The 26,803-nt window shown below is 55.0% G+C and carries 24 protein-coding genes, 1 tRNA gene and 1 riboswitch; of the genes, 12 read left to right on the forward strand and 13 right to left on the reverse strand.

Going from position 1 to position 26,803, the window contains the following annotated elements:
• Positions 1 to 13: 13 nt before the first annotated feature.
• A complete protein-coding gene (locus J7380_RS11125; protein WP_209195810.1) occupies positions 14 to 2,248 on the forward strand; it encodes an AAA family ATPase in 2,235 nt (744 codons plus the stop codon).
• A gap of 120 nt (positions 2,249 to 2,368) precedes the next feature.
• Here the strand turns inward: J7380_RS11125 and J7380_RS11130 are convergent, their stop codons facing one another.
• Positions 2,369 to 3,673 (reverse strand): polysaccharide biosynthesis/export family protein, encoded by a 1,305-nt coding sequence (locus tag J7380_RS11130; RefSeq protein WP_209195811.1) that lies wholly within the window; start codon positions 3,671 to 3,673, stop codon positions 2,369 to 2,371.
• A 42-nt stretch (positions 3,674 to 3,715) separates the two neighbouring features.
• Complete coding sequence (locus J7380_RS11135; protein ID WP_209195812.1) at positions 3,716 to 4,420, reverse strand: sugar transferase; 705 nt, start codon at positions 4,418 to 4,420, stop codon at positions 3,716 to 3,718.
• 259 nt (positions 4,421 to 4,679) lie between these two features.
• On the opposite strand from J7380_RS11135, the gene J7380_RS11140 reads away from it, so the two are divergent.
• Positions 4,680 to 5,030 carry a hypothetical protein gene (locus tag J7380_RS11140; protein ID WP_209195813.1) on the forward strand — a complete coding sequence of 117 codons (351 nt, stop codon included), beginning with the start codon at positions 4,680 to 4,682 and terminating at the stop codon, positions 5,028 to 5,030.
• Between the two features lie 296 nt (positions 5,031 to 5,326).
• On the opposite strand, the gene J7380_RS11145 is transcribed toward J7380_RS11140, so the two are convergent.
• Positions 5,327 to 6,754: an oligosaccharide flippase family protein gene (locus J7380_RS11145; protein WP_209195814.1), complete on the reverse strand. Its 1,428-nt coding sequence runs from the start codon at positions 6,752 to 6,754 to the stop codon at positions 5,327 to 5,329.
• Positions 6,755 to 7,199: 445 nt separating this feature from the next.
• On the opposite strand from J7380_RS11145, the gene J7380_RS11150 reads away from it, so the two are divergent.
• The 3 genes from J7380_RS11150 (at position 7,200) to J7380_RS20585 (ending at position 10,730) form a co-directional block, all read left to right on the forward strand.
• A complete protein-coding gene (locus tag J7380_RS11150) occupies positions 7,200 to 8,351 on the forward strand; it encodes an O-antigen ligase family protein (RefSeq protein ID WP_348539097.1) in 1,152 nt (383 codons plus the stop codon).
• 185 nt (positions 8,352 to 8,536) lie between these two features.
• Positions 8,537 to 9,451, forward strand: a complete 915-nt coding sequence (rfbF, locus tag J7380_RS11155; protein WP_170355784.1) for a glucose-1-phosphate cytidylyltransferase — start codon at positions 8,537 to 8,539, stop codon at positions 9,449 to 9,451.
• Positions 9,452 to 9,560: 109 nt separating this feature from the next.
• On the forward strand, positions 9,561 to 10,730 hold the full coding sequence (locus J7380_RS20585; protein ID WP_209195816.1) for a glycosyltransferase: 1,170 nt from the start codon (positions 9,561 to 9,563) through the stop codon (positions 10,728 to 10,730).
• 248 nt (positions 10,731 to 10,978) lie between these two features.
• Here J7380_RS20585 and rfbC read toward each other — a convergent pair whose 3' ends face one another.
• The 6 genes from rfbC to J7380_RS11190 all read right to left on the reverse strand — a co-directional run bounded on the left by rfbC (position 10,979) and on the right by J7380_RS11190 (position 17,359).
• On the reverse strand, positions 10,979 to 11,512 hold the full coding sequence (gene rfbC, locus J7380_RS11165) for a dTDP-4-dehydrorhamnose 3,5-epimerase (protein WP_209195817.1): 534 nt from the start codon (positions 11,510 to 11,512) through the stop codon (positions 10,979 to 10,981).
• 31 nt (positions 11,513 to 11,543) lie between these two features.
• On the reverse strand, positions 11,544 to 12,893 hold the full coding sequence (locus J7380_RS11170) for a UDP-glucose/GDP-mannose dehydrogenase family protein (protein ID WP_209195818.1): 1,350 nt from the start codon (positions 12,891 to 12,893) through the stop codon (positions 11,544 to 11,546).
• A complete protein-coding gene (locus J7380_RS11175; RefSeq protein ID WP_209195819.1) occupies positions 12,893 to 14,002 on the reverse strand; it encodes an NAD-dependent epimerase/dehydratase family protein in 1,110 nt (369 codons plus the stop codon). The genes J7380_RS11170 and J7380_RS11175 overlap by 1 nt, the downstream gene beginning before the upstream one ends.
• A gap of 19 nt (positions 14,003 to 14,021) precedes the next feature.
• Positions 14,022 to 15,326: an NAD(P)-dependent oxidoreductase gene (locus J7380_RS11180; protein WP_209195820.1), complete on the reverse strand. Its 1,305-nt coding sequence runs from the start codon at positions 15,324 to 15,326 to the stop codon at positions 14,022 to 14,024.
• Between the two features lie 331 nt (positions 15,327 to 15,657).
• Positions 15,658 to 16,797 (reverse strand): hypothetical protein, encoded by a 1,140-nt coding sequence (locus J7380_RS11185; protein WP_209195821.1) that lies wholly within the window; start codon positions 16,795 to 16,797, stop codon positions 15,658 to 15,660.
• A gap of 486 nt (positions 16,798 to 17,283) precedes the next feature.
• Positions 17,284 to 17,359, reverse strand: a tRNA-Lys gene (locus tag J7380_RS11190).
• 211 nt (positions 17,360 to 17,570) lie between these two features.
• Between J7380_RS11190 and dapF the strand changes: the two genes are divergently transcribed.
• Together dapF and mtaB are read left to right on the forward strand one after the other, a co-directional pair.
• Positions 17,571 to 18,413, forward strand: a complete 843-nt coding sequence (gene dapF, locus J7380_RS11195; RefSeq protein ID WP_209195822.1) for a diaminopimelate epimerase — start codon at positions 17,571 to 17,573, stop codon at positions 18,411 to 18,413.
• On the forward strand, positions 18,410 to 19,666 hold the full coding sequence (gene mtaB / locus J7380_RS11200) for a tRNA (N(6)-L-threonylcarbamoyladenosine(37)-C(2))-methylthiotransferase MtaB (RefSeq protein ID WP_209195823.1): 1,257 nt from the start codon (positions 18,410 to 18,412) through the stop codon (positions 19,664 to 19,666). The genes dapF and mtaB overlap by 4 nt, the downstream gene beginning before the upstream one ends.
• Positions 19,667 to 19,869: 203 nt before the next feature.
• Here mtaB and J7380_RS11205 read toward each other — a convergent pair whose 3' ends face one another.
• The 3 genes from J7380_RS11205 to petA are packed head-to-tail and all read right to left on the reverse strand — an operon-like array spanning position 19,870 to position 22,600.
• Positions 19,870 to 20,655, reverse strand: a complete 786-nt coding sequence (locus J7380_RS11205; protein ID WP_170355726.1) for a cytochrome c1 — start codon at positions 20,653 to 20,655, stop codon at positions 19,870 to 19,872.
• Between the two features lie 17 nt (positions 20,656 to 20,672).
• On the reverse strand, positions 20,673 to 22,004 hold the full coding sequence (gene petB, locus J7380_RS11210; protein WP_209195824.1) for a cytochrome b: 1,332 nt from the start codon (positions 22,002 to 22,004) through the stop codon (positions 20,673 to 20,675).
• Positions 22,005 to 22,015: 11 nt separating this feature from the next.
• Positions 22,016 to 22,600 (reverse strand): ubiquinol-cytochrome c reductase iron-sulfur subunit, encoded by a 585-nt coding sequence (gene petA, locus J7380_RS11215; protein ID WP_170355724.1) that lies wholly within the window; start codon positions 22,598 to 22,600, stop codon positions 22,016 to 22,018.
• 149 nt (positions 22,601 to 22,749) lie between these two features.
• Here petA and J7380_RS11220 point away from each other — a divergent pair, with 149 nt between their 5' ends.
• Positions 22,750 to 22,986, forward strand: a complete 237-nt coding sequence (locus J7380_RS11220) for a hypothetical protein (RefSeq protein WP_209195825.1) — start codon at positions 22,750 to 22,752, stop codon at positions 22,984 to 22,986.
• 104 nt (positions 22,987 to 23,090) lie between these two features.
• On the forward strand, positions 23,091 to 23,534 hold the full coding sequence (locus J7380_RS11225) for a cytochrome C (protein WP_209195826.1): 444 nt from the start codon (positions 23,091 to 23,093) through the stop codon (positions 23,532 to 23,534).
• A 2-nt stretch (positions 23,535 to 23,536) separates the two neighbouring features.
• On the opposite strand, the gene J7380_RS11230 is transcribed toward J7380_RS11225, so the two are convergent.
• Positions 23,537 to 24,151 (reverse strand): FMN-binding negative transcriptional regulator, encoded by a 615-nt coding sequence (locus J7380_RS11230; protein WP_209195827.1) that lies wholly within the window; start codon positions 24,149 to 24,151, stop codon positions 23,537 to 23,539.
• Between the two features lie 55 nt (positions 24,152 to 24,206).
• A riboswitch (FMN riboswitch) is annotated at positions 24,207 to 24,407 on the forward strand.
• A gap of 69 nt (positions 24,408 to 24,476) precedes the next feature.
• On the opposite strand from J7380_RS11230, the gene J7380_RS11235 reads away from it, so the two are divergent.
• From J7380_RS11235 to J7380_RS11245, 3 genes are all read left to right on the forward strand, one after another.
• The gene (locus J7380_RS11235) at positions 24,477 to 24,917 is read left to right on the forward strand and encodes a 6,7-dimethyl-8-ribityllumazine synthase (protein WP_209195828.1); all 441 of its coding nucleotides are present in this window, start codon (positions 24,477 to 24,479) and stop codon (positions 24,915 to 24,917) included.
• Positions 24,918 to 25,041: 124 nt separating this feature from the next.
• Positions 25,042 to 26,142, forward strand: coding sequence for a chorismate synthase (gene aroC / locus J7380_RS11240; RefSeq protein WP_209195829.1), 1,101 nt, complete (start codon positions 25,042 to 25,044; stop codon positions 26,140 to 26,142).
• Positions 26,126 to 26,800, forward strand: a complete 675-nt coding sequence (locus tag J7380_RS11245) for an HD domain-containing protein (RefSeq protein ID WP_209195830.1) — start codon at positions 26,126 to 26,128, stop codon at positions 26,798 to 26,800. The genes aroC and J7380_RS11245 overlap by 17 nt, the downstream gene beginning before the upstream one ends.
• The last annotated feature ends 3 nt before the right edge of the window (positions 26,801 to 26,803 follow it).

Consider the following 26,803-nt stretch of genomic DNA (forward strand, 5'->3'; position numbering starts at 1 on the left):
TTGTTTGTGAGTTATGACCGATCAGTACCGAAGAAGTTTGGATGCGGAACTATCAGGACTGGGACAGACCTCGGCAGGCGACCCGGAACTTAGGGTCCTGTCAAACATTGCCTGGGCAATCCGGCGTTCTTTGTTTTGGGTACTATGCTTAGGCTTTGTGGCGGCAGTTGTGGCCTATGCCCTGACGTATCTGTCGGTTTCAAAATATACGTCGAACGCCAAGGTAATGATCGAAACCCGCGTTCAGACGGAAACTGAATTCACACCGCAAGTATCCGGTTTGCCGTTGTCGCTAACTTCCCTTGAAAGCGAACTGGTCTTATTGCGCTCGACTGACTTGATAGAAACTGTCGTTGACCGGTTGAAGTTGCAGAACGACCCAGAGTTTTCCGGGCAAGACGAAGCTACTTCGTTGTCTCCGATTGATCTGGCTCGAGGGCTGAAAGACCAGCTGGTCGCCTACCTTGTTGAAGAAGACAACAATCTGACGACCGGCGGTGAAGGTCAGCCAGAACTGGACCTGACGCGAGAAACCACCATAAAAAACCTGCAAGACTCAAGAAGTATCGAACAGATTGGCGATCTTTCGGCGGTTTACGAAATTCGGGTAACCTCGGAATCTCCGCAAAAAGCGGCGTTAATCGCAAACAGTTTGGCCAATGAGTATATGACGCTTTTGACCAGAATGAAGCGCGACGACCTTGTGCAATCGCAGCAATGGCTTGCCACCCGGATCGGTCAAATACGCGAGGACCTGAACACGCTCAGCTCGGATCTCGAGGCGCACTCGATTGATACCCCCTTCACTCCGGACGAATACGCGACAATCAAGGCGCAGAGAATTAAGGCCGAAAAACGCGCAGCTCTGGTTGGTGATGAACTGTTCGAGATCGACGGGAAGTTAAAGACCCTGCGTTTCCTGAAAAGCAATGATCAACTGATTGAGGCGGTCGAGTTCGCGACAGAGACCGGGCTGATGTCCCAAGTTCCGGGCAAGGCGCTCGACTCTAAGGAAAGCGTTGCGGTGCTCGAAGATGCCCAAAATGCTGCAGAACGCAGATCTGACGTTCTGACAGGGCAACTTGCGGCGCTGAATCTCAATATCGAAAACTTCAAGAAACAACAGGTCCGTCAAGTTCAGCACGATTCAGTCACCAAGAGAATTGAGAACGAAATTTTGGTCGCTGAAGCAATCTATCGGGATTTTGTTTCTCAGCTTGGCCGCCGTGCAGAGCAAGGAGAGTACCTGGACGCTGGCGCGCATATTATCGAAACCGCGCGGGTTCCCGTTGAACCTTCCGAACCACGGCGCTCGGTTACTGCGCTTATGGTCATGTTCGCGGTTGTTTTCCTAGGGTTATCATATGTTGTTCTTCGCGAAATATTCCAAAAACGCCTGAGAACGACTTACGAGCTTGAAAACGCCACTGGCATCAAGTTGTCGGCGATTGTGCCAGAAATAAAACGGAACCGTCCGTTCGAAACATTTTTTACAAAGAACGGTAAGATCGATTCCCAGCTTCTTCACTACGGGCGCAAGCTTTTGGCGAACGCCGATTTTGGCTTACGAACACTTCGCCAGGATGGGGAATTGTCGACGTCTCAAGCAGCTGAGTTTTTTTCGAAGAGTCTGGACATCAAAAGCAACCATCGTGCTCCGGAAAACGGGTGCATGATCTTTTCAGGCGCAACCGCGCTGGCGGATGAAGGCAAGACCTCCACGCTTCTACTGCTTGGTGCTGTCGGTGCCCAGGCTGGGTATCGAACATTGATCGTGGATTGCGACACAGTAACATCGACTTATCGAGACCTGTCTCAAGTCACCGAAGAGTCTCTGAAATACGCTGCCAACCATCCGTTATCTCTGCAGGATTTCATAGTTGGTACACCACAGGACGGGTTGGATGTTCTTCCCCTTGTCGGAACGCAAAAGGACACCAAACTGATCAAGTCCGTTGAGGATTTTCTGTGTTCTCAAACTTTCCTGAACCTGCTGCATGGGTTGGCGGATTCATACGAGGTCATTCTGTTGGACACGCCACCACTTTTGCAGGCCGTCGAGTCTGCCTATCTTTCTCAGGTGTCGCAGCGTGTCATTCTGTTCACGCGCTGGAACAAGACTGACAGAAACTATGTTATGCAGGCAATGCGTGAGCTGGAAAATGCAGGGGTACGTCCGGCTGCCTTGGTCGCAACTCGCGTGGATATGAAGCAAATTAAAAAATATGGCGATCCGCTATTGGCGTAAGCCGGGTTAGCCGGTGGGTTTAAGCGTGCAGAATGTCTGCCGTCGTGCGTTTGAATGCGACCTGCCGATAGACACAGTTTAGCCAGTTTCGGTTCAGCACAAGGCCGGAAGAGAACGCGTTCACTCCGTCAGCGGTGGTTCCGGCGCGATTTCCTGGACCGAGATCTCAAGACTATCTCCAGGCAGCAACTGAGTCAGCTTGTCGACCTCTCGGGATTGCAACTGGCCATCTACCATCCGAAAAACGGTAACGGTGTAGTCGATATCCATAATCAGGCTTTCAGTGCCGATTTCATCCGAGGCGCCCGCAAGATACTTCGAGATAGTGTCCATCTGATGCCGCGCGTCGCGAACGTCCAAAGTGGCTGCCCTTCGTTCCTGAAGCAGCCGCAACGATCGCTCTTGTTCGTATTGCTCTTGGTCCCGTATCAGCCGGGTCATGATCAGACTTGTGCCCGCGAGGTCTTCCTCGACATCCAAAAGGCGGGTCGCTGAAAGAACGGTCGTACGCCGCGTATCAGCCAAGCGGGACCCAGGAGCCAGACCTTTTTCGACCAGGCTCACGACTCGAGCTTCTTCCTCTTCGTCGGCCTTTAGCGCCTTGGCCAATTCGGTCTTTTGCTCTTCGAGAATCCGAATTCTTTCAGAAGCCTGTTTTTTTGCATTCGTGAAAAATTCCCGCTCACCGGCCTCATTTTCCTGGTTGATTTTCCGGATTCTGATTTGCTCGGCCACCAATTCACTCAGAACTTTAGGTGATACCGAAACCGCAGTTTCCACCGGAGGCAGCAAATCCATGTCCTGAGCAATCTCGGACGAGGCACGCCACGCCGTAACAATACCCTCTGCGTGTTTTAGTGCTGCTTGTCCGTAAGCGGTTTGCCATCGCAGCAATTGAATAGGATCAATGGTGATATCGTCAGTCAGCAGGCGGCTTCGGACGCCACCGGCCAAAGCCACGGCCTCGCGCGCGGTTATTGCCACCCGAAAATCGATCTGACCGGTTTGCGCAACATCGCCCCCGACAATAATCGGCCGGTAGCCGTTGCGCACGATTTCAATCTCATCGCCGTCCAGTTGGATAATGTAGATCTCGCCGTTCTGGTCGTATTGCTTGACGATTTTTCCGGCCGCATCCAGTCGGACGAGTTGTTCAAGTTCATCCGTGGACCGGCCCTGAGCTTGAAACTGTCCCAACCATTTCAAATTGACATCCCCATGCGCATCTATGGTCGCGTCAAAGGACAGATCCTCGAGCCCGGTGAAGGCGACAGTCACTTCGTCCCCCGGCTCAAGATCAAAATCTGCGGCTGCTGTGGTCGCCACCAACTGGCTCAGGGACAAGCCCAATATCACTCCGGAGAGCAAGCGAATGGCTTTCGCCCGTTGCACGCCGCAGTCACCGTTTCTTTCGTCGCGTTTCATTTCAAAATATCTCTTACCGAAAAACACCGTGACACGCCGCAGTCAGCAGCCGGTACCGTTGCAAACCGCCCCTACGGTTCGAACCAGTATCTTAAGGTCAAACCAAAGGCTGATCTTCCGCGAATAGTCGCTGTCAAAAATCGCGCGATGCGAGAAACCAACGTCGTTGCGTTCGGAAACCTGCCAGAGTCCGGTAATGCCCGGCTTCATCAGATTGTACTCTTTCCCAGGATACATCTTCTGCTGTTCAGGCAGCATGGGACGTGGTCCAACAAGGCTCATGTCACCAATCAAAACATTCCATAGCTGAGGCAGTTCATCCAAGGAGGTCATGCGGATAAATCGCCCGAGTTTCGTCACCCTTGGGTCGTCGTCCAACTTTTGCTTTGTTTCCCATTCGGACGCAAAGCTGGGATTATCGTCTAAATGTTTCTGAAGAAGCTGATCGGCGTTAGGCACCATCGAGCGAAACTTCAAAAAGTCGAATTCCCTACCACCCAATCCAATGCGCTTTTGCCGATAGATGACAGACCCCCCTTCAAGCTTGATCATAAGGGCAATTAAACACATCAGCGGAAGGACAAATGGGGCACCAACCACAACCAGAAAAACATCCAGAATGCGCTTCCCTTTTACGGCATAAAAACTCTTCAAACTGTCTTTGTCACTCTCAAGCTGTACAGAAGCTTGATTATTCTGATAAATTTCAGCGTCTTCTAATTGGAAAGAACCTCGAAGTTGGTTCATGGTAACCCCCAAAACTAGCACTTTCGGACAATGGCCACATCGACGGAGCATTCTTCAAACAAAATGCACCCGAGAAACGCCCAGAACCCAAATGGCTCACGACGTCCCAGCAAACCTAATTTTCGCTCAATAGATCCGAGGTTGCGCGCACAGTTGCGCGTTTACCCACCCATTATATTCTCCCGACTCACTAAAAAAACGTGGTCAGAATTGTAGCCCCAAGGGATGATCGCACTTCTGACGGGGCGAAACAACTTTTTTGTTATTAATTGACAAAGCGGATAGGCTCAGCTGCCTGAATTTTCCGCAAATTCCAGGCGCTGACTGTTCGCAGGACGATGTAGAATTTTTTGCGCGAAGAGAAAGATTAACTCATCTTACAACACGCCGTCAGGCATTGCGACCAGAAGAGTTTTCAGTTTTCATCGGCACTTTACGTGTGAATTTTTCACGCAACTTTACGTTGAATGCAAAATTAAGACCCGCGATTAGAACCGGAGCACAGCATCCGATGAACAAGCTGGTCAACGCAGCTGATCCAATGGTCGTTCCGGAAATAAGAAATGCCACAAAACACATTGCGGCGATCAACGGACCTGCCAGTAAGTAGACTGCTAGCATTGTTCTCTAAGCTCTTGCTCTTGGTGTTTCGCGTATTTTTACTCTGCCTATCATGCGCCTCAAATGTGCGTTTTTTGGGGCATCCACTCACCAATATAGGTCAGTGAATCCATTCGTTATGCTTTGACACATAATTTTGAAGCTGGTGTCATATTACCATCATATCTCTGGAACAACGACTCATCCGGCACGAAAAACCAAAATACGCAGCGTCATTAGGCAAAATTGTGCCACCTATTATTATTGAGCTTTGCAGGTATTCGTTAAGAAGCTGTTAATAATACGCTATTTCAAAGAGGGAAATTCGCCGAAGTTCAGCCCGCGCCTGATTTTTGCAACGACAACAAGAGCGGCGGTTTGTTTTACCGCCACAAGAGTGGCAAACATCGCCACTGCGGCAAGAGTCAACAAGCCAAGTTGAACCGGCAAGCCTGATGACGAGTTGGCCAATAGCCCCAGCGGAACAAAGGCAGCGATCCCGGCAATAGCCTTGTAGATTTCAGACGCTGGCACAGTGACCGGATCAATTTTGCGGCCGAAATACTGATAGGCCAGAAAACTCAGGAGGGCGCTAAGTGCAAAGGCAAGAGCGGCGCCGCGCGCGCCCAAGAGTTCGATAATTAAGTAAGACAGGATCACATGCGCAATCAGGGCACAGCAGGTTATTGTCAGTTGCAACCCCGTCCGTTTCGCCCGCGTGAAGGAAAAGCTGATATAGGCACCCTGAAGCCCGAAAATAAATGAACCAAGCGTCAATATCCGCAGGTATTCTGAAGAATTATCGACAAAATCAGCCTCGAACAGAAGACTGGCCAATACCTCAGGAGCGCAGATCAGCGCCGCAGCAAGGGGAATCGACACCAGCATCAGGAACGAAAAGTAACGCTCCAGATAAGCGTTCGAGCTTGCGGTGCCATGCTTTTCCTGCATTTCAAAGACAGAGGGCGCGACAACGCGCATTATGGTGCTCATCAGTAGCCCCAAGGTTCGTGTAGCCAGTGCCTGCGCAGCGGCGAAATATCCGGCAACCTCTAACCCGGCCAACGCAGCCAAAAGAGATTGCGACGACATCGCGAAAAACGTTGAGCTTGACGCAACCACGGCCAGCGGAAAACCGAACCACAGGTAGGTTTTTATTGCGCTGAGCTGTGGCCAGGCGATACCAGACTTCTTTAACGCGATACCCAGCGCATAGGCACCCGTCAGCGCAGCCCCCAGTGACATCCCGATCACCGCGCTTTTGTACCCCCCGCCACTCAGCACAAACCCGATCGCGAAGGCCACGCCAAGCGCATGACGCAGCAGTGTCACCGCAGCGAATTTCGGGCCTTCGTGATACAGCCGAAGGCACGTTGTTCCCACTTCGTGCATTGCCAGACTGACGCTGAAGATCGCAGCGTAAAACAGCCCGTCCACCCATGCTCCGGGCAAAATCAAGGAAGCAATTACGGAAACGACCAATACCATGACCGACAAGATCGCGCCCGCGCCCAAGGTCATTGCAATCGTGGTACCTTTGAATTCCTTAGCATGGTGAAATCGGCTGATCGCAATAACCAGCCAGAGAAACGTAAACGAGAACAGGATAGTCCCCAGTAACATTGTCAGATTGTACCTGGCAAAATCTGCCGGCCCCAAAACACGGGTAATTACGACTAGGATCGCCACCACAAAAACTGCGGACAGGATTCTGGGAACAAAGAACCAGGTCATCGAGACCGGCACCCTGTGGTCGCCTCTTTGAAACTCATTAGAACCTAACTGCCGTGATCAGGCACTTACACGACTCATAAACAACTGCGCTGGAATTGCAGCAAGGATGGAGCCCTCCTTTTGACCTGTCAACTTTCCGCCTGGCTCGGACAGGCAAAGTGGGCTCTGACCCAGACTTGCACGAGCGTTCTCGGGACCGACCCGTTTCGATTGAGTTCACGAAGATAGACAAGGCGTAGGGTGGTTAGTACGCTTTCCGGGCCTGAGCCGTCTATTGGAGCTTATAGGCTCTTTTAATCAGAACCCTGAATCGTGCCTTGACCCTATGAAAGCAACATACCGCACAATTTCGAGCCAGACCCTGGATGGGAGCACATTCCATCAGGTTGTGTTAATGGTGTGCCAGGTTCTGTTCGTTCTGACGGGAACTGGGCTTTTGTCCATCGTGCTGTGGCAAAACTCGCTGGCGAATAAAATCGAAATCCTATCTCTGGCGCCGATGCTTGCAATCACGTGCCTCTACTATCGGCATCTGCTCCGCGGGGCCGTCGCATCACCCGAGATCGTGTTGATGGTGATCCTTGCTGCAGCATCAGTAACTTGGAGCACCTACCCCGCCGAGTCTCTGGAACGCAGCATTCCGCTGATCGTAACAACCGCATTCGGCCTGGCCCTGGGCAGTATGATGTCGCTGCGAGGGTTGCTTTTATTCATTGCGACATTTTTCGGCTTATCCATGGTGCTTGCAATGGGGGCGATCATTGTGTTCCCGCAAGCAAGGGGTATCCCGCCGTGGGGGGACACTTGGAATGGGATCTATATGCACAAAAATGGGCTTGGGGCAGCGGCCACAGCTGCCTTGTTGTCTTGTACCTATGCAGTGAAAACGCTTACGGGAAAACTGAAAACCCTGTTTGTTTTGCTAACATTGCTGTCCCTGTTTCTGCTTATTGCATCAGAATCCAGAACCTCTCAGATTCTGGCTGTGGTGACGATGTCTGCACTTTTTTTACGCGGCCTCTTCCCAAATCGCGAAATCATGTGGGCCATCTGCTTCATACTTATCTCGCTGTTTTTGGTGGGCGTGACTGCATTTGTTCTGACATCGCCTGTCGCAGATCCTTTGTTCGCGCTGATCGGGCGCAAGCCAACGCTTTCGGACCGTATTCCGCTGTGGGAAGTCGTGTGGCCTTACGCGATGGACAGGTTTTGGCTGGGATACGGCTATGTCGCGCATTGGTACGAAGACGCACCGCACTTACGCATTTACTTCATAAAGCTGGTGTTTCAGCCTTTCTATTCCCACAATGGCCTGATTGAAACTTTCCTGAATGTCGGATTTGTCGGCGTTGCTTTGTTTTTTCTTGCGCTCATGCGGTTCTTCTATGCGATTTTCTACAGCCTGTGGTTCATCCAGAACCGCGACTCGATCGCCTTCACCCTAATTCTTGGGATGATGTTCGTCTTTGGCAACATAACTGAAAGTTTTATTCTGGAGAGGCTCTCCGCCACTTGGATGTTTTTCGTGGCCTATGCGACCAAGATGAACTTGATCGTTAAAACAGTGCGCACTGGTCAAGCTTCAACCCAGCAATAAATTCGCTCAGGTGTTTCCGTTAAGGAAATAATACTGCATATTTTGCGCAATGTTTCCAAAAACTGCTTTCGCAAACGCGCTTTGATCTTGCGGGAAGATTGACATCAACCCGCCAAGTGTTGTCGACTTTGAATATTGAAAATTCGAGTCTTTTTCTAATCTTAGGAACTTTTGGGGAGGCCCAATTGAAGACAGCAATATTTGCAGGTGGCAAAGGATCCCGCCTGATCGAAGAAACCCGCATCCGCCCCAAGCCTCTGGTTGAAATCGCCAACCGGCCGATCCTTTGGCATATCATGCAGCACTACTCGACCTATGGGCATCACGATTTTGTCTTGGCCCTTGGGTATATGGGCGATCTGATCAAGCAGTATATATCCGATCTGTGCCAGCACGACGGAAACCTCCGAGTGGATTTTGCCAAACGCGAATTGTTCGGCGAGCCCGAGTATCACAACAGTGTGCTGGACGCGCAGATGCCGCCCTGGACGGTTGATCTTATTGATACTGGGACCAATACCATGACCGGCGGGCGCCTTGCCCGACTGCAGCCTTATCTGGGCAACGAAACTTTCATGCTGACCTATGGCGACGGCGTGTCCAACGTCGACCTTGATGCGTTGCTGGCCTTTCACAGGTCACATGGCAAACTGGCCACGATCACCATGGTACGACCCCTGACGACGTTCGGCCATTTGCAGGTCCGAGAAGATGGCTTGGTCGAAGGCTTCATGGAAAAACCCGAAACCGCTGCTGACTGGATCAATGGCGGGTTTTTCGTTCTGGAACCCGAGGTGTTCGACGCAGTGGCAGACGTCAATGGCGACGAAATCATGTGGGAAGAAGGCCCTCTGCCCAAGCTAATGGAATTGGGCCAACTGATGGCCTATCGCCATTCCGGCTTTTGGTATTGCATGGATCACCTTGCCGACAAACGTCGCCTTGAAGATATGTGGAAAAGCGGCAACCGGCCCTGGGCGACCTGGGAAAACGCGAACGGTAACGCACCCCAGGCCACAGAAGATGGCAACGGAAAACACCGCCCCGGAATCGGCCGAGGCGGCAATCCCGGCGACTGGGTGCGATACAAGTCCCTGTGACACAAACCGCCATTCGGGCCGGGCATAGACCGTCTGTCAGAAAGGCGTTGTGACAAGGCGTCAAGCTTGGATCAGGTCCAGGCGTGCGTTGTGTGTAAGGAGTAAAAGTGTGACCAGTTCCGCAGTTTCCGCACCGGTGCGACGCGAGGTATTGATATTCTCGCAACGCAAACTCAACGCAAATATCTCTCGATGCTCGGGCTATGAGTTTGAGGATGTCGTTGCCGAGATCGAGGACGCGCATGTTCTGACACCGACCCGTACCAGACAACCTCGCATTCCGTTGAATCCCAAGCGATGGCTGTCCAAACGGACGGACCTTTTCCAGCACTGGCCCTCTGGTGTGCCGCAATCTCGCTTGACCAAGGATTACGATCTTTTTCTTTGCAATGTGCAAAGACCTGATGAGCTATTGGTACTGGATGCGGTACCGAACTGGCGCGACCAGTGCGACACGGCAGTCTGTGTACTGGAAGAGGTTTGGAGTGGCGATATCGGTCTATACACTCCGCTGATCAAGTCCCTCTCGCAATTCGACCTGATCGCCTGCGCCTTTGCCGAAACCTGCGGCATGATTCAGGATCTGACCGACACCCCCGTCATCCAGATGCCCGCCGCCGCGGATATGGTCCGGTTCGCGCCCGACTCGCTGAACGTCGATCGGCCGGTCGACATGTATTCCATGGGCAGACGCCGCGCCGAATTGCACCAGAACCTGCTTGCTGCGATCAAGCAGAGACGGGGCTTTTACATCTACGATTCCATCACCAAACCCCCGATCACCGGCGATCATACGGTGCATCGCGATTTGCTGGCGAATCTGATTCAGCACTCAAAGCTGTTCATGGTGGATATCGCCAAGCTGGGCCATGCAGATCAAAAAGCAGGCAATATCGCCTGGGGCCCGCGACACATTGAGGGCTTTGCAGGCGGTGCTATTCAGGTCGGATACGCCCCGGATATGGAGGACTATCATCGGTTCTTCGACTGGCCCGACTCGGTCATCAGATTGCCCGAAGACCCCGATGAAGCCTTGGAAAGGATCGTGGCCCTTTGGGATGATCCCGCCGAACAGGATCGGATTCGCAGGATCAATTTTGCGCACGGCCTGCAAAAACACGACTGGATGCATCGTTGGGCGCAAGTGTTGGACCACCTTAACCTGCCCGAGCCCGACGGTATGCTAAAACGTCGTCAGCACCTTTCAGATATCGCGGGGAAACTAGGTGCAACGCAACAGGAACTGACACTTGGGCCGAATGCCTTGGCGGCCACTTGATCCGTCCTATTTCTGTGGTGAAGTCGTGGGGCGGCAGGTCGCACTCAGTACCCCCTCAAAACCAGTCAAAAAACCAGAACGTGCTAAAATCAAACTTGCCGCCCACACGAGAAGAATGACATTGTGGCAAAATTGTGTCCACTCCTCGAATGGAAACTGATTGTTAACTTTTTGGAAACTATCGCTTGAAAACCGATTCGATTGATCGCTTTCAGGAATCGCCTTCGCCTGAGAACACGCTCCGCGTATCAGTCGTTTTCGATCAGCGGCCAGCTTGTGTCCTTGGCTGAAATCTCAGTCACTTCATGCGGCCACATTATACTAAGCGCTGGGTCGTCGTACCGAAACCCGCCCTCATCGTGCGGCGAGTAATACTCGTCAACCATGTAACTGGCGACTGAGTCTGGTTGCAACGTTTGAAAGCCGTGCGCAAAGCCCTTGGGCACATACATGGCAAGTCCGTTCTGTGCGCTCAATTCAGCGCTGAAACTCTGCAGATAGGTCTTGGAACTAGGGCGAATATCAACAATTACATCGAACAACGCGCCCGCAACACATCGGATCAGCTTGGTCTCTTGCGCCGGGGCGTGTTGGAAATGCAGACCGCGCAAAGTCCCTGCATCACGGCTGAGGCTCATGTTCCCCTGCACGAAATTGGTAACAAGATCCTGCGCTGCGAACTCTTGCGCGCAGAACGTCCGGGCAAAGAAGCCGCGATCATCGCCGCGCCGCTCCAACTCGATCAGATAGGCACCGGACAGAGGTGTTTCCTGAAAGATCATCGTTGTCCCCTTTTCCTTCCGTTGCCTTTGGCTAGGAAACCGCAGTCTGCAGACCGATACCTTCGTACCGAGAAACGCTGTCCTTGGGTATCATCCGGCGCCCGTCGATCACCAAAGGCTGTACCGCTTGACCGTTCAACAGCATGGGAAGCTCGGAAAACTCGGGCCAACGCGTGACGATCATGACTGCATCTGCCCCATTTAGAGCCTGTTTCAGATCGTCCTCATAGGTAATCCTGTCCCCGAACAGTGCTTCGGCCTCATGCCGGGCAATTGGATCATAAGCGGTCACAACAGCCTCATCTGCCAACAACTCGCTGATAATGGTCAAAGCAGGGCTTTCGCGGATATCATCCGTACCCGGCTTGAAGGCCACGCCCAGAACAGTAACGCGCCGCCCGGCCAAAGCCGGAATATGCGATCTGAGCCGGTCCATCATCTGATGCGGCTGTTTGGTGTTCGTCTGGATCACCGCATTCAGCAGAGGCATGGGTGCACCTGCATTTTCGCCATAGGCAATCAACGCTTTTACATCCTTTGGAAAGCAACTTCCGCCAAAGCCGCAACCCGCAGCCAGATAGGTTATGAACCCCGGCCAGACCCTTTCCGCGTTTTCCGGCAGGATCGGCGTGAACCGCTTGTCCAGATGCATCCCCTCCATCGCTTCGACAACGTCGACACCGACCTTGGCACAGAGATTTCCGATCTCATTCGAGAAGGAAATCAACGTCGCCAACAAAGAGTTGGCTGTATATTTGATCATTTCCGCTGTCGCCGGGTTTGTCCGCACGATGTCGACGCCGGGGAAAACAGAATAAAGCTCATCCATCACGGCGATTGCGCGACTGTCATTGCCGCCGATCACGATCCGGTCGGGATGCATGAAATCGGCAATCGCTTCACCCTCTTTCAGAAACTCGGGGTTCATACCGGTGCCGAAATCCTGGCCTGCTTTTTTGCCAGAGGCTTCCTCAAGAATGGGCGTGACCACCGTGTCCGTCGTGCCGGGCACCACCGTGCTTTTGACCACCACGACATGGTAGGCGTCTTTGTCTTTTAACACCTCGCCAATCTGACGGGACACGTCGCGGATGTATTTGAGATCAATTTCACTGCCGTCGAACGGCGTTCCAACCGCGATCAGTGAAATGTCTGAGTTGAGCACCGCTTCGCGCAGGTCTGTTGTTCCGCGCAGGGTCTTGCCAACAGTTTCGCGCAACAGCTCGGCCAGTCCGTCTTCGTGTATGGGCGGGGTACAGGCGTTGATCTGGTCGATTTTTTGCTGAACCGTGTCCACGCAAACCACATCGTGCCCTTTGCCCGCAAGACAAGCGCCTGAAACCAGCCCGACATACCCTGTTCCGATAACCGAGACGCGCATCACTTATCCTCTGCCTCTTGATTGCCACTGTACCAGAGCAGCGCACGCCGCAGGCCCTCATCCACGCCGATCTCGGGGTCATATCCGATTTCGGTGCGGGCCTTGGCGATCACCGGACACCGGCGGTTTGGGTTGTCGACCAGATAATCCTTGTCGTCCGAGACCTGAAACACGACCTTGCCGGAATACCCGAATTCATCCTTGGCAATCGCGGTGACACGCTCGGCCAGATTGGCCATCGAAATCTCGGGTTCTTCGATCCCGATATTATAGGCCTCACCCGGTTTTCCGTTCAGCATGATCTTGTAATAGCCACAGACCGCATCGGCGACGTAGCAAAACGTCCGGGTTGGCGCGCCATCGCTGAGCATTACGATATCGCGTCCCGCAAAGATATCGCGGGCGAAATCCGGCAAAACCCGCCGGTCCGAGATCTTAAGCCCCGGCCCATAATTGTTGAAGGGCCGCGCGATCGTGATCGGCAGGTCGTGCTGTTGCGCGAACACGACGCACAACGTTTCTCCATACCGCTTGGATTCGTCGTAACAGGCGCGCGGGCCGGTGCAGGACACATTGCCCCGATACGTCTCGGGTGTGGGTATGTTTTCGGGAGTCGGATCGCCGTAAATCTCGGAGGTCGAGTAGAACAGGAACCCTTTGATCGGCTTGCCCTTTTGGGCCTGTTTCAAAGCATATTCCAACATATACCTCAGGCCACCAACATTCGCGTCCATCGTCTCGAGCGGGTGTTGGCGATAGTAGATCGGTGACGCGATCGAGGCCGCGTGGATGATAAAGTCATAATCGCCCATATCATCCGGCAGGGGGTTCGTGATGTCATGCGTGGCCAAGGTCAGGTTGGCATCACCTTCGATCGCTTTCAGCCAATCGGGAACGCCGCGGATATAGTTGTCGAAAACGGTCAACGAGATCGGCTTTTGGCCGGACAGCTTGTTCCAATGCAGGACGGATTGGACAAGGTAAAATCCCAGAAACCCTGCGCCTCCGAGGATCAGAAGGTTTTGACCCGACATGGCCTGAAACTCGGGTCCGATCTTGCGGGCGATATAGTCTAAATCAGCAGAAACAACATCTTGAGCAGTTTTCACGAGAGTTTTCTCTTTAAAGTTAAGGACTGGTAACAGGGAACATTTCGTCTTGTTGCTGGCGCAGTTTGACCGTGAGGCTATCGGTTGGCAGATCGACATCGTCATATGTCAGGACGGCATCTTTCGAAATATCGCGCTTTAGCGTTGCGTTCTCGGCCAGACCGATCGGTAGCAGGTTCTGCGACCGCACCACGTCATAGTTTTCGCACATGCCATAGGTCATGTATCCACCCAGACCATCCAGTTTGGCCCCTGCTTTCAGGTCGGTCTTGGCGCAGGTGATTACATCCACGACCGGACCGGCGATAGGCGCAATCACGGTATCCTGGGCCAAAGCCACACGCGCGGCGGACAGCGGCACCTCAAAAATCGTCAGGTGGTAGGGCACGTAAAAGCTGTAAAGGTCGTTCTGCCCCAGTTTGCCATAGTTCAGATAGTGGCGCTGCATATCGTCCTGCGCCTCGGCAAAGACGTACACGCCGGGGCTGGGCTGACTACCGACCACATACTCAACGATCCCGCCTAATGCGCGGATCTGGTCAAGATCATAGGCCCCGGTCAACTCGTCCACATGACCTTTGTGCTCAATCCCGATCATGCCACGTTGCGCCACTTTGAACCCGGTCGCATTGGCCACGATTGCCTGCTCGAAGCTGATCTTGGTGCCATCCGCGAACGAGGTGACCATGTGCGGGGTTTGCCCCCATTGCTTGGCGAAACCCTCCTGCGTGGTCGGATTGCGGTAACGATCCTGCAAGCCCTTGATGTTGCCGCAAACCCGAGGGATCAGACCGATGCTTTCCACAAATCGAAGCAGGTTGATCTGAACGCCCGGCTGATCGCCATCACATCCGGTCAGAATAACGCCCGCCTGATCTGCCATTTGCTTAAGCAGAGGTCCGACCGTGCTGTCCAACTCGGCATTCATCAGAACCATGTGTTTGCTGTTCTCAATCGCAGCTGTCGTGACCCGAGCGCCGTATTCCACATGGCCAGTTGCTTCGATCAATACATCGACCTGTGACATCGCACAGGCCACCAAAGGGTCTGCGGTGATCACGGACTTGCCCTGTTCGACAGCTATGTCAGCGGCAGCGACAGTTTCAGCTTCGACGATATCACTGGGGGGAACGCCGGCATCCAGCAATGCCTGCCGCGCGGCGGAAACAGTGCGGTTACACAGGACGCCGACATGCATACCGGGGGTATATCGCACAACCTGATTGACCAGACCGCGCCCCATGAACCCGGCGCCAAATACACCGATCCGGACTGGGTTATTCTCGGCAGCACGGTTCTTGAGAAGGGTATCGACAATGATCATTTACATACAACCAATAAAACAACTAACAGTTCGATCTTTGCGCCAGTGGATAGCAAGTGGCAGACTTTAGTCAGACTGGGCCTTGCGCAAACCAAGGCGCTTTGCTCACAAGCACTTGATCAAAGGATAAACTGGAATCGTGATTCACATAAACGATTCGATTTACCTGAGTATTCAGTGGCTGATTGAACACGGCGCATTCCAAAGGAGTGTCCAAAGAATAGTCAAAAGTACCACCGGGTTCGGGGGTGTGCTTCCTCAAAACCATCCGAACCATGCGTCACTCGCCTCGTGATCAATGGCTCGGTGCGCTCCGCGTCTGTCTGCCCTGTCAATTGGACCCTAAGCCTGCTGCCGACGCCGCTTTGACCGGGGTTTTTTCAAGAATAGACAGGCAGCGTCGACAAAATGTTTCCGACGAATGTTTTGCAAAGTTTTGAATTGGAAACAGGACAGCTTGACTGGGTAAATCAGAGGAAATGCGCTTCATATGACGCCAGTAGGAAGGGTCGTCGAACTTAAACCCCCCTTCACAAACAAAGATTTCACCTGAAACATTATCGATTACCAAATCATGCGCGAAAAAACCGTGGCCAAGAACATGGTGTAGGTTCCGCGCTATGCCTTCGAATGCCTCAGCATTTGGGACGACCAGAACGTCGTTCAGGTATTCGACCAAAGCGGGTTCAAGGGGGGTATCTTTGGCATGCACGCTAGGGTTCTCTTCCTTCGCATCGCGGGCCCTTGGATATGAATGAAGGATCGTGCCGTCGATGCAAACGATTCTGACGGTCGTGTAGAACAGTCGGCCGTCGTACTCGATCCGCGTGTCCACGAAGTCAGTGAATATGCGCCGTTCATCCTCAGCAGGTAATGCCTCGGTTCCCTCTTGAATCTCGGTCGGTAAAGCCGTCCCGAAACGACTTCTGACGAAGCCCCCGGTTTCCCTGAGCGTCGGAACCGGGATGCCAGCATCCACAAATGCCTTGTGCGACGCCAACTTGTCCGCCAACAACTGGCCAGCCTCGGCGGTATTGAATGTCGCGACGGCTTTCTTCTCGAGATCCAGCACCTCCGCACTGAAAATATCGCTATGGTCTTCACCAAATAGGTGGACCAGAAAAACCGGCACTTCATCGTTCAGAGACGCATCCAATTCGGCAACATTTGACGCCCATTCGGTTGCGAACCCATTCCTTCGCAAAGTGTCACAGAACGTCGGAAGGAACTCGAACGCCGAAACCTTTCCGTTGGCGAGTGGCCCAGCCTTTGTCAGGACCGAGAATACGACTTTTGCGCGTTTCTCGGGTGGCTGCGATTCTTTAATTAGCCGATCGAGGATAAAAAGCGGTATCTTCGGAGAAACCTGCAGTACTTGCTTGGCGAATTCTTTTAACACAATGGAATTCCAGTCTAAAACAGAGTAACAAACCGTAGTTTCAAAACTGCCGTCTTGCTTGCTAACAGACACCTAAAGCTTTTGACCATTGGCTGGTCTGTCGTTCCCGCTAAAGAACGTAGCTTCCTTGTCGGTAAAACCTTACTCGGAAAACTTGGCACATTTGCAGTTCTCTCGCAACTCGGCCGTCGTTTGCCGCAGGACGGGTACGAAAATCGAGTTATTCCATCTAGGCGCCTACCCATAGTCCCGATAGTTTCCAAGCTCCCGCTGCCCAGTGAAAGCGATATGGACTACCCATACCCTTGACTTCGGTCTTTGCCGGGCTGCGTCGCTCTCGTGTCTGAGGTCCTTTCCCAAAAGGATATCGCTTTTCCGACAAAGCAGTGATCCGTGAAGGGTTCGAAATTTAGACCCTTTGCTACGGCGTTCTCGCTGTGGTTCGTTGGGTACAGTTCAATCGGTGTCACTATGCTTCCGTATTGCTTTCGGAAACCAAGTAAGAATGTATGGTCACCTTTATGCAACCAATCAACAGCTTGTGTTTATTCGAAAAAGTGGTGAGCCGTGCAGGATTCGAACCTGCGACCCACTGATTAAAAGTCAGTTGCTCTACCAACTGAGCTAACGGCCCACTCTTTTGTCTGGATCTTTCGATCCGTGGCGCTCTCTAAGGCATTTTCCCGATCGGGTGCAAGTCCTTATTTCACGCCTCGTTTCGCCTGTAATTTCTTACGCTCCGGCGACCCGATAGGCGGCCTAATTAGGCAGGGGACGCAGGGGGGTCAACCCCTTTTTTCAGGAATCTGCGCGATAGGGTGGATTCATTTCAAAGGCAGGGTTATATGCCCGCCATGCAACGAATACTGACCTCGGGTTTGCCCTTCATGAAGATGCACGGGCTGGGCAATGACTTTGTCATTGTGGATGCGCGTGCGCAAAGCATTGACCTGACGCCCGCTCTGGCAAAGGGAATCGGTCACCGTCAGTTCGGAGTCGGGTTCGATCAGCTGGCCGTGATCGAAAACGGTGAATCGGACGCGCATCTGGTGTTTTACAACGCGGACGGGTCGACCTCGGCCGCGTGTGGCAATGCCACGCGCTGCATTGCGCGGTTCCTGATGGAGGAATCCGGCAAGCCCGAACTGACCCTGACAACGGAACGCGGTACGCTTTTTGCGCGCGATGCGGGGGACGGGCTGACCTCGGTCAACATGGGCCCGCCGCAGCTGGAGTGGCATGAGATTCCACTGGCTGAAGAAGTTGATACGCTGGAACTGCCGATCGAAGGCGCACCCTCGGCGACTGGAATGGGCAATCCGCACTGCACATTCTTTGTGGACGATGCCGAGGCCATCCCGCTGGAGGAATTCGGATCGCGCTACGAATACCACCCGCTTTGTCCCGAACGTACAAACGTTCAGGTGGCGCAGATCATCGGCCCCGATCACATCCGGATGCGCGTGTGGGAGCGTGGCGTAGGCATCACACTGGCCTCGGGCTCGTCCTCCTGTGCCACAGCGGTGGCGGCGGCCCGGCGTGGCCTGACCGGGCGCAAGGTGCAGATTGAGCTGGATGGCGGCACGATCTGGATCGACTGGCGCGAGGATGGCGTCTGGATGACCGGCCCCACGGCCCATGTCTTCTCGGGCACGCTGACCCCCGAATTTCTGAGGTCGCTGGGATGAGCGCACCCAAATTCACCACTCTGGGCTGCCGCCTGAACGCCTATGAAACCGAGGCGATGAAGGAACTGTCGCAGCAGGCGGGCCTGTCGAACGCGGTGGTGGTGAACACCTGCGCCGTTACGGCCGAGGCCGTGCGTAAAGCCCGGCAGGAAATCCGCAAGCTGCGTCGCGAGAACCCCGATGCGCGTCTGATCGTGACTGGCTGCGCCGCCCAGACCGAGCCCGACACCTTTGCCAAAATGGACGAGGTCGACGCGGTCATCGGCAATACCGAGAAAATGCAGCCTGACACCTGGAAAGGTATGGCCGCTGATTTCATCGGCCAAACCGAGGCGGTGCAGGTCGATGACATCATGTCCGTGACCGAGACCGCAGGCCATCTGATCGATGGCTTCGGCACCCGATCCCGCGCTTATGTGCAGGTTCAAAACGGCTGTGACCACCGCTGTACCTTCTGCATCATCCCCTATGGCCGTGGAAACTCGCGCAGCGTCCCTGCGGGCGTGGTGGTGGACCAGATCAAGCGGCTGGTGGACCGGGGCTATAACGAGGTAGTGCTGACGGGTGTCGACCTGACCTCATGGGGCGCTGATCTGCCCGCACAGCCCAAGCTGGGCGATCTGGTGATGCGCATCCTCAAACTGGTGCCGGACCTGCCGCGCCTGCGGATCAGTTCGATCGACTCGATCGAGGTGGACGAAAACCTGATGCAGGCCATCGCGACCGAACCGCGCCTTATGCCCCACCTGCACCTGTCGCTGCAACATGGCGATGACCTGATCCTGAAACGGATGAAACGCCGCCACCTGCGCGACGACGCCATCCGCTTCACCGAAGAGGCCCGCAAACTGCGCCCAGACATGACCTTTGGCGCGGATATCATCGCGGGCTTCCCCACCGAAACAGACACCCATTTCGAAAACTCGCTAAAACTGGTGACCGAGTGCGACCTGACCTGGTTGCACGTCTTTCCCTATTCCAAACGCGAAGGCACCCCGGCCGCGCGCATCCCGCAGCAGATCAACGGCACCATCATCAAAGCCCGCGCCGCGCGCCTGCGCGCGGTCGGAGACGCACAGGTCGCAAAACACCTGACCGCACAATTGGGCAAAGCCCATCACATCCTGACGGAAAACCCACATATGGGCCGCACGGAACAGTTTACCGAAGTCACCTTCGATACGCCGCAACCCGAAGGTCAGATCGTAACCGCCACGATCACCGATCACACGGACAGCCAACTCAAAGCCTGATCCGTCCTTCATTTGGCTAAAAATATCCCGGCGGTGTGAGCGGTGAAAAAGAAATCGTCCAGTGGACGATTTCAGCCGCGAACGCGCGGAGCCCAGGAATTGGCCGTAGGCCAAGAAGGGGCTGGCCCCTTTATCCCGCCAGAAACAAGAAACCCCCGCAACCGGATGGCGCGGGGGTTTTCAATTTCAGCGATGCAAAAGCCTTAGTGCTGACGCTTGCCTTTGACACCGGCCCACAGGCGTTTGTTCACCAGATACAGCAGCACCGACAGAACCGACAGGAAGATCACGCCGACAAAGCCGGAATACTTGCGCTCCATCATCTTCGGTTCAGCCGTCCACATCAGGAAGGCAGCGATATCCTCGGACATGGCCTCAACTGACGCCGAGTGGCCGTCAGCGAACTCCACCTGGTCCTCGGACAGCGGCGGTGCCATCGAGATCCAGCCGCCGGGGAAGGCTTTGTTCTCATAGAGAACGGTGCCTGCCTCTTCCTTTTCCTCACCGGTATAGCCATCCAGCAGGGACGCGATGTATTCAGCTCCACCCATGCCTTTGAAGAACTGGTTGATCCCCAGACCGTAAGGGCCGTGGAATCCGGCACGGGCCTTGGCCATCAGGCTCAGGTCCGGTGCGCCAACGCCAGTGTTGGCCGGGAAGTGATCGGTTGGGATCGCAGGGCGGAAATCATCCAGTTCCGGATCGAATACTTCGAAATTCTCTGCCGAATAGGCGATGACTTCTTCTTCCGAATATCCCAACGCTTCCAGATCACGCAGAGGTACATATTGCAGACCGTGGCAAGCCGCACAGACTTCGGTATAGACCTGAAGACCGCGTTGAAGCTGGTTCTTGTCCCAGGTGCCAAACGGCCCCTCGAATGAAAAGCTGAAGTCCTCGATATGCTGCTCGCCGCCACCTGCCGCGAAGGACGCAGCAGGGGTGAGGGCAAGGGCAAACGCGGCACCGATTGCAAGTTTCTTGAACATGTTTCCGGTCCCTCTTCTTACTCGGCCGGCGTGGCTTCGGCGTCAGCCTTGCCATAATGCGCGTTGAAGTCTTCTTCGATGGTCTCGGGCTGGGCCAGAGGTTTCTCGATCACACCAAGGATCGGCAGGATCACGAAGAAATAGGCGAACCAGTAGGCGGACGCGATCAGCGAGAAGGTCGCATAGGGCTCCTCGGCGGGCATCGCACCCAACCACATCAAGGCAAAGAAGTCGACGATCAGCAGGTAGAACCACCATTTGAACATCGGACGGTATTTGCCCGAACGCACGGTCGAGGTGTCCAGCCAGGGTGCAAGCGCCATCGCCAGGATCGCACCGAACATCGCGATCACACCAAAGAACTTGGCGTCGATGATGCCGCCGGTGATGAAGCTGGCGAATTGCACAACCCAGACCTCGCCGGTGAAGGCACGCAGGATCGCGTAGAACGGCAGGAAGTACCATTCGGGCACGATGTGAGCAGGTGTGACCAGCGGGTTGGCTTCGATGTAGTTGTCGGGGTGGCCCAGATAGTTCGGCATGAAGCCCACAACCGCCCAGAACACGACAAGGATCACGGCCAGCGCAAACAGGTCCTTGATCACAAAGTAGGGCCAGAAGGGCAGCGTGTCTTTCTCGGCATCGGCTTTCGACGTGCGGCGAACTTCAACACCTGTGGGGTTGTTGTTGCCGGTGGTGTGGAAGGCCCAGATATGCACGATGACCAGCGCCGCAATGACAAACGGCAGCAGGTAGTGCAGCGAGAAAAAGCGGTTCAGCGTGGCGTTATCCACCGCAGGTCCGCCCAGCAGCCAGGTCTGGATCGCGTCGCCAACAAAGGGGATCGCACCAAACAGGCCGGTGATCACGGTTGCACCCCAGAAGGACATCTGACCCCAGGGCAGAACATAGCCCATGAAGGCAGTACCCATCATCATCAGGTAGATCAGCATACCGATGATCCACGTGATTTCACGCGGGGCTTTGTACGAGCCGTAGAACAGGCCACGGAAGATGTGGATGTAAACCGCAACAAAGAACAGCGACGCGCCATTCATGTGCAGATAGCGCAGCATATAGCCGCCATTCACGTTGCGCATGATGTGTTCGATGCTGGCAAAGGCCAGATCAACATGCGGGGTGTAGTGCATCACCAGAACGATACCGGTGACGATTTGCAGCGCCAGGCAGAACGCCAGGACGATGCCCCAGATCCACCACCAGTTCAGGTTCTTGGGGGTGGGGATCATGATGGTGTCGTAAATCAGGCCGACGATGGGCAGGCGGCTGTTCAGCCACTTCTCGCCGTTTGTCTTCGGCTCGTAATGATCGTGGGGAATTCCGGACATCTGGGTCTCCCTTAGCCGAGTTTGATGGTGCTGTTGTCCGTCCACTCAGCGGGCGGAACGGGCAGGTTTTCAGGCGCGGGACCCTTACGGATACGACCGGCAAGGTCATAGTGCGAACCGTGGCAGGGGCAGAACCAGCCGCCAAAGTCACCGGCATCACCCAGCGGCACACAGCCCAGGTGCGTACATACGCCCATCTGAACCAGCCAGGCACCGGGGGCTTCACCCTCGGGCGACGGCATCACGCGGTTTTCGTCGGTCGCGGGCGCATCAGCCGGTTGGTTGAAGTTGCGCGCCAGCGGATCGGGCAGCGCATCCAGACCTTCGGCGTCCTGCTCTTTGGCCTCTTGGATCTCGGCACCGGTGCGGTGACGGATAAAGACGGGTTTACCCAGCCACTTCACAGTCAGCTGCGTCCCCGGCTCAACGCCGCTCACGTCCACACGGATCGAGGACAGCGCCTGAACGTCTGCCGAGGGATTCATTTGGTTGATCAGGGGCCATACGGCTGCACCCGTCGCAACGACACCTGCGCCGCCAGCGACGTAGTAGAGGAAATCTCTGCGGGTGCCTTCGTTGTCTTCTGCGTGGGACACGAGGTTTTCTCCGATTCCGGCGCCCGGAGGATACCGGGCAAACATGCATCAGCACCGCATCAAAGCGGCGTCTCATCGCGGCTATCTAGCCGGGAGAAATCGGTTCGTCCAGCGGTCATAGGCGCGCACTACGCCGCATCTGGGCATTCATGTCACTACGTCAGGTACTTTTTTCAAGGTTGGAGCTGATTTTAGCCAAAGGATTCGGGCACCAGGGACATGTCTCTGCTCAGGTGATTCGCGCCAATAACGGGCAGGTTCGCGCGCGAACCGTCAGGCTTTACAAAGCAGAAATCGAAGAGGCCAAACTTTCAAGAATATTCCCAATTCTTGCCTTATTTTCTTCAACTTCAGCTAAATTCAGAGCGTATAAATTATTGAATTAAAAATAGATATTTCAGAATGCCCCTATGCGCTCGGAATTTGATTGCACTTGGCACGCGAATGCACGAAGGCGCGGGTCAGGACAACTTTTAGCAGGACTTTTCCCATGCCACAGACTTCTCGGATCACGCTGCTTTTCGCTTTGTCACTATCGACACAGGCCCTCGCGGCCGGAGATCCAGCCAAGGGCGAGGCGCTTTACAACAGGTGTTCCTCTTGCCACGCGATCATCAAGGATGGTGAGGTTTTGGTCAAAGGAGGAATCACCGGACCGAATCTCTTTGGTGTTGTCGGTCGCACAGCGGGTACCGAAACCGACTACCTGAATGGCAGTGAACGGCTGCCGATCGGAATGTTCACCGACGACATGATCCTCGCCGGTCAGCAAGGGTTGGTCTGGACCGAGGACAACATCGCCGCTTATTCGAAAGATCCGATTCGCTTTATCAAAGACTATCTCGACGATGAAACGGCCCGTCCCAACATGAGCGTAAAGCTGAAAAAGGGGGCCGAGGACATCGCGGCCTACCTGGCGACGTTCAGCGACTGACCCTAGCGCTGACCCCGCATCAGCGCGGTCAGCCTCGAAAGCTCTGAACCGATTCCCTCTGCCACCTGATCCGCTGCAGCCAAGCGCACGGCTTCGGGTTTGTTCTGGTTCAGCTTCCATGTGCCCTGAATATCGCTGACCTGCATCCGGCACGGCACGATCATGCGCATCATCCGGTCCAGTGCATCAGGGGTCATCTTGCCGGTTGTCCAAGGTGGTTTAGGCAACAACCGCTGCTCATAAAAAGCCGACTGACGGTCCAGAAGGTCCCGCAATTCATCATGCGGCCGCAGTTCCAACTTTCCCGTCAAGTGAACGGCGACATAGTTCCACGTAGGCACCTGATCTTCGACCCCGTACCAATCGGGTGAGACATAGCCATCCGGCCCGGTGACGGCGATTTTCGCCGCGCGCGGGACTGTCAGCGCGCGGACAATCGGATTCGACCGCACAAGATGCAATTCTGCGACCCTGCCATCTTCGCTCAGCAGGAAAGGCACATGACTGATCAACGGCGCGCATTCGGTGGACAGCGCCAATAGGCCAAAGGCCCGCGCTCGGGCAAATTCGACACTCAGGGCCTGATCTTGAGAGCGGAAAGCCGGGTTTGGGTGCATATCAAATCTCCTAACGGAACGCCTTGCAGATTCGCAGCGATCTTGGCAAGGTCCGCGTCGTTCTCAGGGCGGGGTGAAATTCCCCACCGGCGGTATGCGGGCGCTGACCCGTAAGCCCGCGAGCGGTCCCGAAGTGTCCACGATCCGAAAAGTGGGAACCGGTTTTCGGATAAATTGTGGAACCACCAAAGGATGACAAGCAGATCTGGTGAGAAGCCAGAGCCGACGGTTACAGTCCGGATGAAAGAGAACGTGCAGCGTGCCCCTCGGCGCGGCTGCTCGTGATCGCCTTGGGTGACGTGTCTGTTTTGCTAAGGAGATCATGATGACACACACCCGCTATGCTTTCGTCAAAGCCAACTGGCATTCCGATATCGTTGATCAGGCGCTGGAAGGGTTCCAGCAACTTATCCCCGCCGACCAAATCGACGTGTTTGACGTCCCCGGCGCGTTTGAAATGCCCCTGCTGGCCCGCGACCTGGCGCAAACCGGGCGCTATGCGGCTATCGCCTGTGCCGCTTTTGTGGTGGATGGCGGTATCTATCGGCATGATTTCGTGGCACAGGCCGTGGTCGACGGGTTGATGCGCGCGGGAATGGACACGGGCGTTCCGGTCCTGTCGGTCTCGCTGACGCCGCACCAATATCAGGAAACCGACCACCACAATGCGATCTACCGCGCGCATTTCGTGGAAAAAGGACGCGAGGCCGCGCAGGCCGCCCTCAAAATCACCGAAACCCGCGCAAAAGTTGCGCAGGCGGCCTGATCTTCATCTTTTCACAAATACTCAAACGCGCTGCCCACCGGGCAGCGCACCCCGCCCCAACCGCAAATCCGCTTGAGGCCAAGGGCTCTCCCCGCTAATCACAACCCTCAAAGGAGCACGCCCCATGTCGATGAACAGTTTCGGACACCTCTTCCGCGTCACCACCTGGGGTGAAAGCCACGGGCCCGCTTTGGGGGCGACGGTGGATGGCTGCCCTCCGGGCGTTGCGATCGACGAGGGTATGATCCAGCACTGGCTGGACAAGCGCAAACCCGGTCAGAACAAGTTCACGACCCAGCGCCGTGAGCCCGATCAGGTGAAAATCCTGTCCGGTGTGTTCGAAGGTCAAACTACCGGCACGCCCGTTCAGTTGATGATCGAGAACACCGATCAACGCTCGAAAGACTACGGCGATATCATAGACAAGTTCCGTCCGGGCCACGCTGATATCACCTATTGGCAGAAATACGGCATCCGCGACTATCGCGGCGGCGGGCGTAGCTCGGCCCGTGAAACCGCGTCGCGCGTCGCTGCCGGAGGGTTGGCGCGCGAGGCGATCAAACAGATCGCGCCCAATGTGCAGATCACCGGCTATATGACCCAGATCGGGCCGCACAAGGTCGACCGCGCCAATTTCGACTGGTCGCAGATCGAACAGAACCCGTTCTGGACTCCCGACGCCCAAGCCGCTGACGACTGGGCCGCCTATCTGGATGATCTGCGCAAATCCGGCAACTCGGTTGGCGCTGTGGTCGAAGTCGTCGCGCGCGGCGTCCCCGCAGGGATCGGCGCGCCGGTTTACGCCAAGTTAGACACTGATCTGGCCGCAGCGATGATGTCGATCAACGCCGTCAAAGGCGTCGAAATCGGCGAAGGCATGGCCGCCGCAGAACTGACCGGTGAGGCCAACGCCGATGAGATTTTCATGGGTCAGAACGGCCCACAATACAGCTCGAACCACGCGGGCGGTATTCTAGGCGGCATCTCGACCGGACAGGACATCGTTGTGCGGTTTGCGGTCAAGCCGACCTCCTCCATTCTGACGACGCGCAAGACGATCACCAAATCTGGTGAGGAAACCGAGATCATCACCAAAGGCCGCCACGATCCCTGCGTCGGCATCCGCGCCGTGCCGGTGGGCGAGGCGATGATGGCCTGTGTGATCCTTGATCATCTGCTGCTGCATCGCGGTCAGATCGGAGAAAACCGTGGACATATCGGCTGACCTGCGCGGCCGCTTGCGCGGCGTCGTCGCGCAGCGCATGGAAACAGACCCGGCCCATGATCTGGCCCATCTGGACCGCGTCTGGGTGAACGCACAGGCCATTTCTGATGACCGGACAGATATGACTGTTCTGCTGGCAGCCAGCTATCTGCACGATCTGGTAAACCTGCCCAAAGATGATCCGGATCGCCATTTAGCCTCACGTAAATCCGCGCTGGAATCAGAGCCTATTCTTGGGAATTTTGGTTATAGCCGCGCCCAGATCGACGCCACCAAACATGCCATTGAGGCGCATAGCTTTTCGGCAAATATTCCGCCCGAAACGCCCGAGGCCCGCATTCTACGCGACGCCGACAGGCTGGACGCATTGGGCGCCATCGGGATTGCACGGAACTTCTCGGTCTCGGGCGCTTTAGGGCGCACTCTGTATGATGCAGCTGATCCCTTTGCAGCTGATCGCACGCTGGATGATCTGCACTTTTCACTGGACCATTGGAAAGTGAAACTGCTGAACTTGTCCGACGATATGCTCACCGAATCCGGACGGCAGATTGCAAAACGCCGTACCGCGCGGATGATCCGGTTTCTGGAAGACTTCGCCGAAGAAATCGGCAGTGACTTACCCAATACATGGATAAACGGCGAGGCCACCCGTTGATCT

The organism is Ruegeria sp. R8_1 (assembly GCF_017743815.1).
Taxonomy (GTDB): Bacteria; Pseudomonadota; Alphaproteobacteria; order Rhodobacterales; family Rhodobacteraceae; genus Ruegeria; species Ruegeria lacuscaerulensis_A.

What these genes read in the sequence shown, in the direction of transcription:
- J7380_RS11125 (WP_209195810.1), top strand. Translation starts at nt 14, where the DNA reads ATGACCGATCAGTACCGAAGAAGTTTGGATGCGGAACTATCAGGACTG.
- J7380_RS11130 (WP_209195811.1), bottom strand. Translation starts at nt 3,673, where the DNA reads ATGAAACGCGACGAAAGAAACGGTGACTGCGGCGTGCAACGGGCGAAA.
- J7380_RS11135 (WP_209195812.1), bottom strand. Translation starts at nt 4,420, where the DNA reads ATGAACCAACTTCGAGGTTCTTTCCAATTAGAAGACGCTGAAATTTAT.
- J7380_RS11145 (WP_209195814.1), bottom strand. Translation starts at nt 6,754, where the DNA reads ATGACCTGGTTCTTTGTTCCCAGAATCCTGTCCGCAGTTTTTGTGGTG.
- rfbC (WP_209195817.1), bottom strand. Translation starts at nt 11,512, where the DNA reads ATGATCTTTCAGGAAACACCTCTGTCCGGTGCCTATCTGATCGAGTTG.
- J7380_RS11170 (WP_209195818.1), bottom strand. Translation starts at nt 12,893, where the DNA reads ATGCGCGTCTCGGTTATCGGAACAGGGTATGTCGGGCTGGTTTCAGGC.
- J7380_RS11180 (WP_209195820.1), bottom strand. Translation starts at nt 15,326, where the DNA reads ATGATCATTGTCGATACCCTTCTCAAGAACCGTGCTGCCGAGAATAAC.
- dapF (WP_209195822.1), top strand. Translation starts at nt 17,571, where the DNA reads ATGCCCGCCATGCAACGAATACTGACCTCGGGTTTGCCCTTCATGAAG.
- mtaB (WP_209195823.1), top strand. Translation starts at nt 18,410, where the DNA reads ATGAGCGCACCCAAATTCACCACTCTGGGCTGCCGCCTGAACGCCTAT.
- J7380_RS11205 (WP_170355726.1), bottom strand. Translation starts at nt 20,655, where the DNA reads ATGTTCAAGAAACTTGCAATCGGTGCCGCGTTTGCCCTTGCCCTCACC.
- petB (WP_209195824.1), bottom strand. Translation starts at nt 22,004, where the DNA reads ATGTCCGGAATTCCCCACGATCATTACGAGCCGAAGACAAACGGCGAG.
- J7380_RS11220 (WP_209195825.1), top strand. Translation starts at nt 22,750, where the DNA reads ATGTCACTACGTCAGGTACTTTTTTCAAGGTTGGAGCTGATTTTAGCC.
- J7380_RS11225 (WP_209195826.1), top strand. Translation starts at nt 23,091, where the DNA reads ATGCCACAGACTTCTCGGATCACGCTGCTTTTCGCTTTGTCACTATCG.
- J7380_RS11230 (WP_209195827.1), bottom strand. Translation starts at nt 24,151, where the DNA reads ATGCACCCAAACCCGGCTTTCCGCTCTCAAGATCAGGCCCTGAGTGTC.
- J7380_RS11235 (WP_209195828.1), top strand. Translation starts at nt 24,477, where the DNA reads ATGACACACACCCGCTATGCTTTCGTCAAAGCCAACTGGCATTCCGAT.
- aroC (WP_209195829.1), top strand. Translation starts at nt 25,042, where the DNA reads ATGTCGATGAACAGTTTCGGACACCTCTTCCGCGTCACCACCTGGGGT.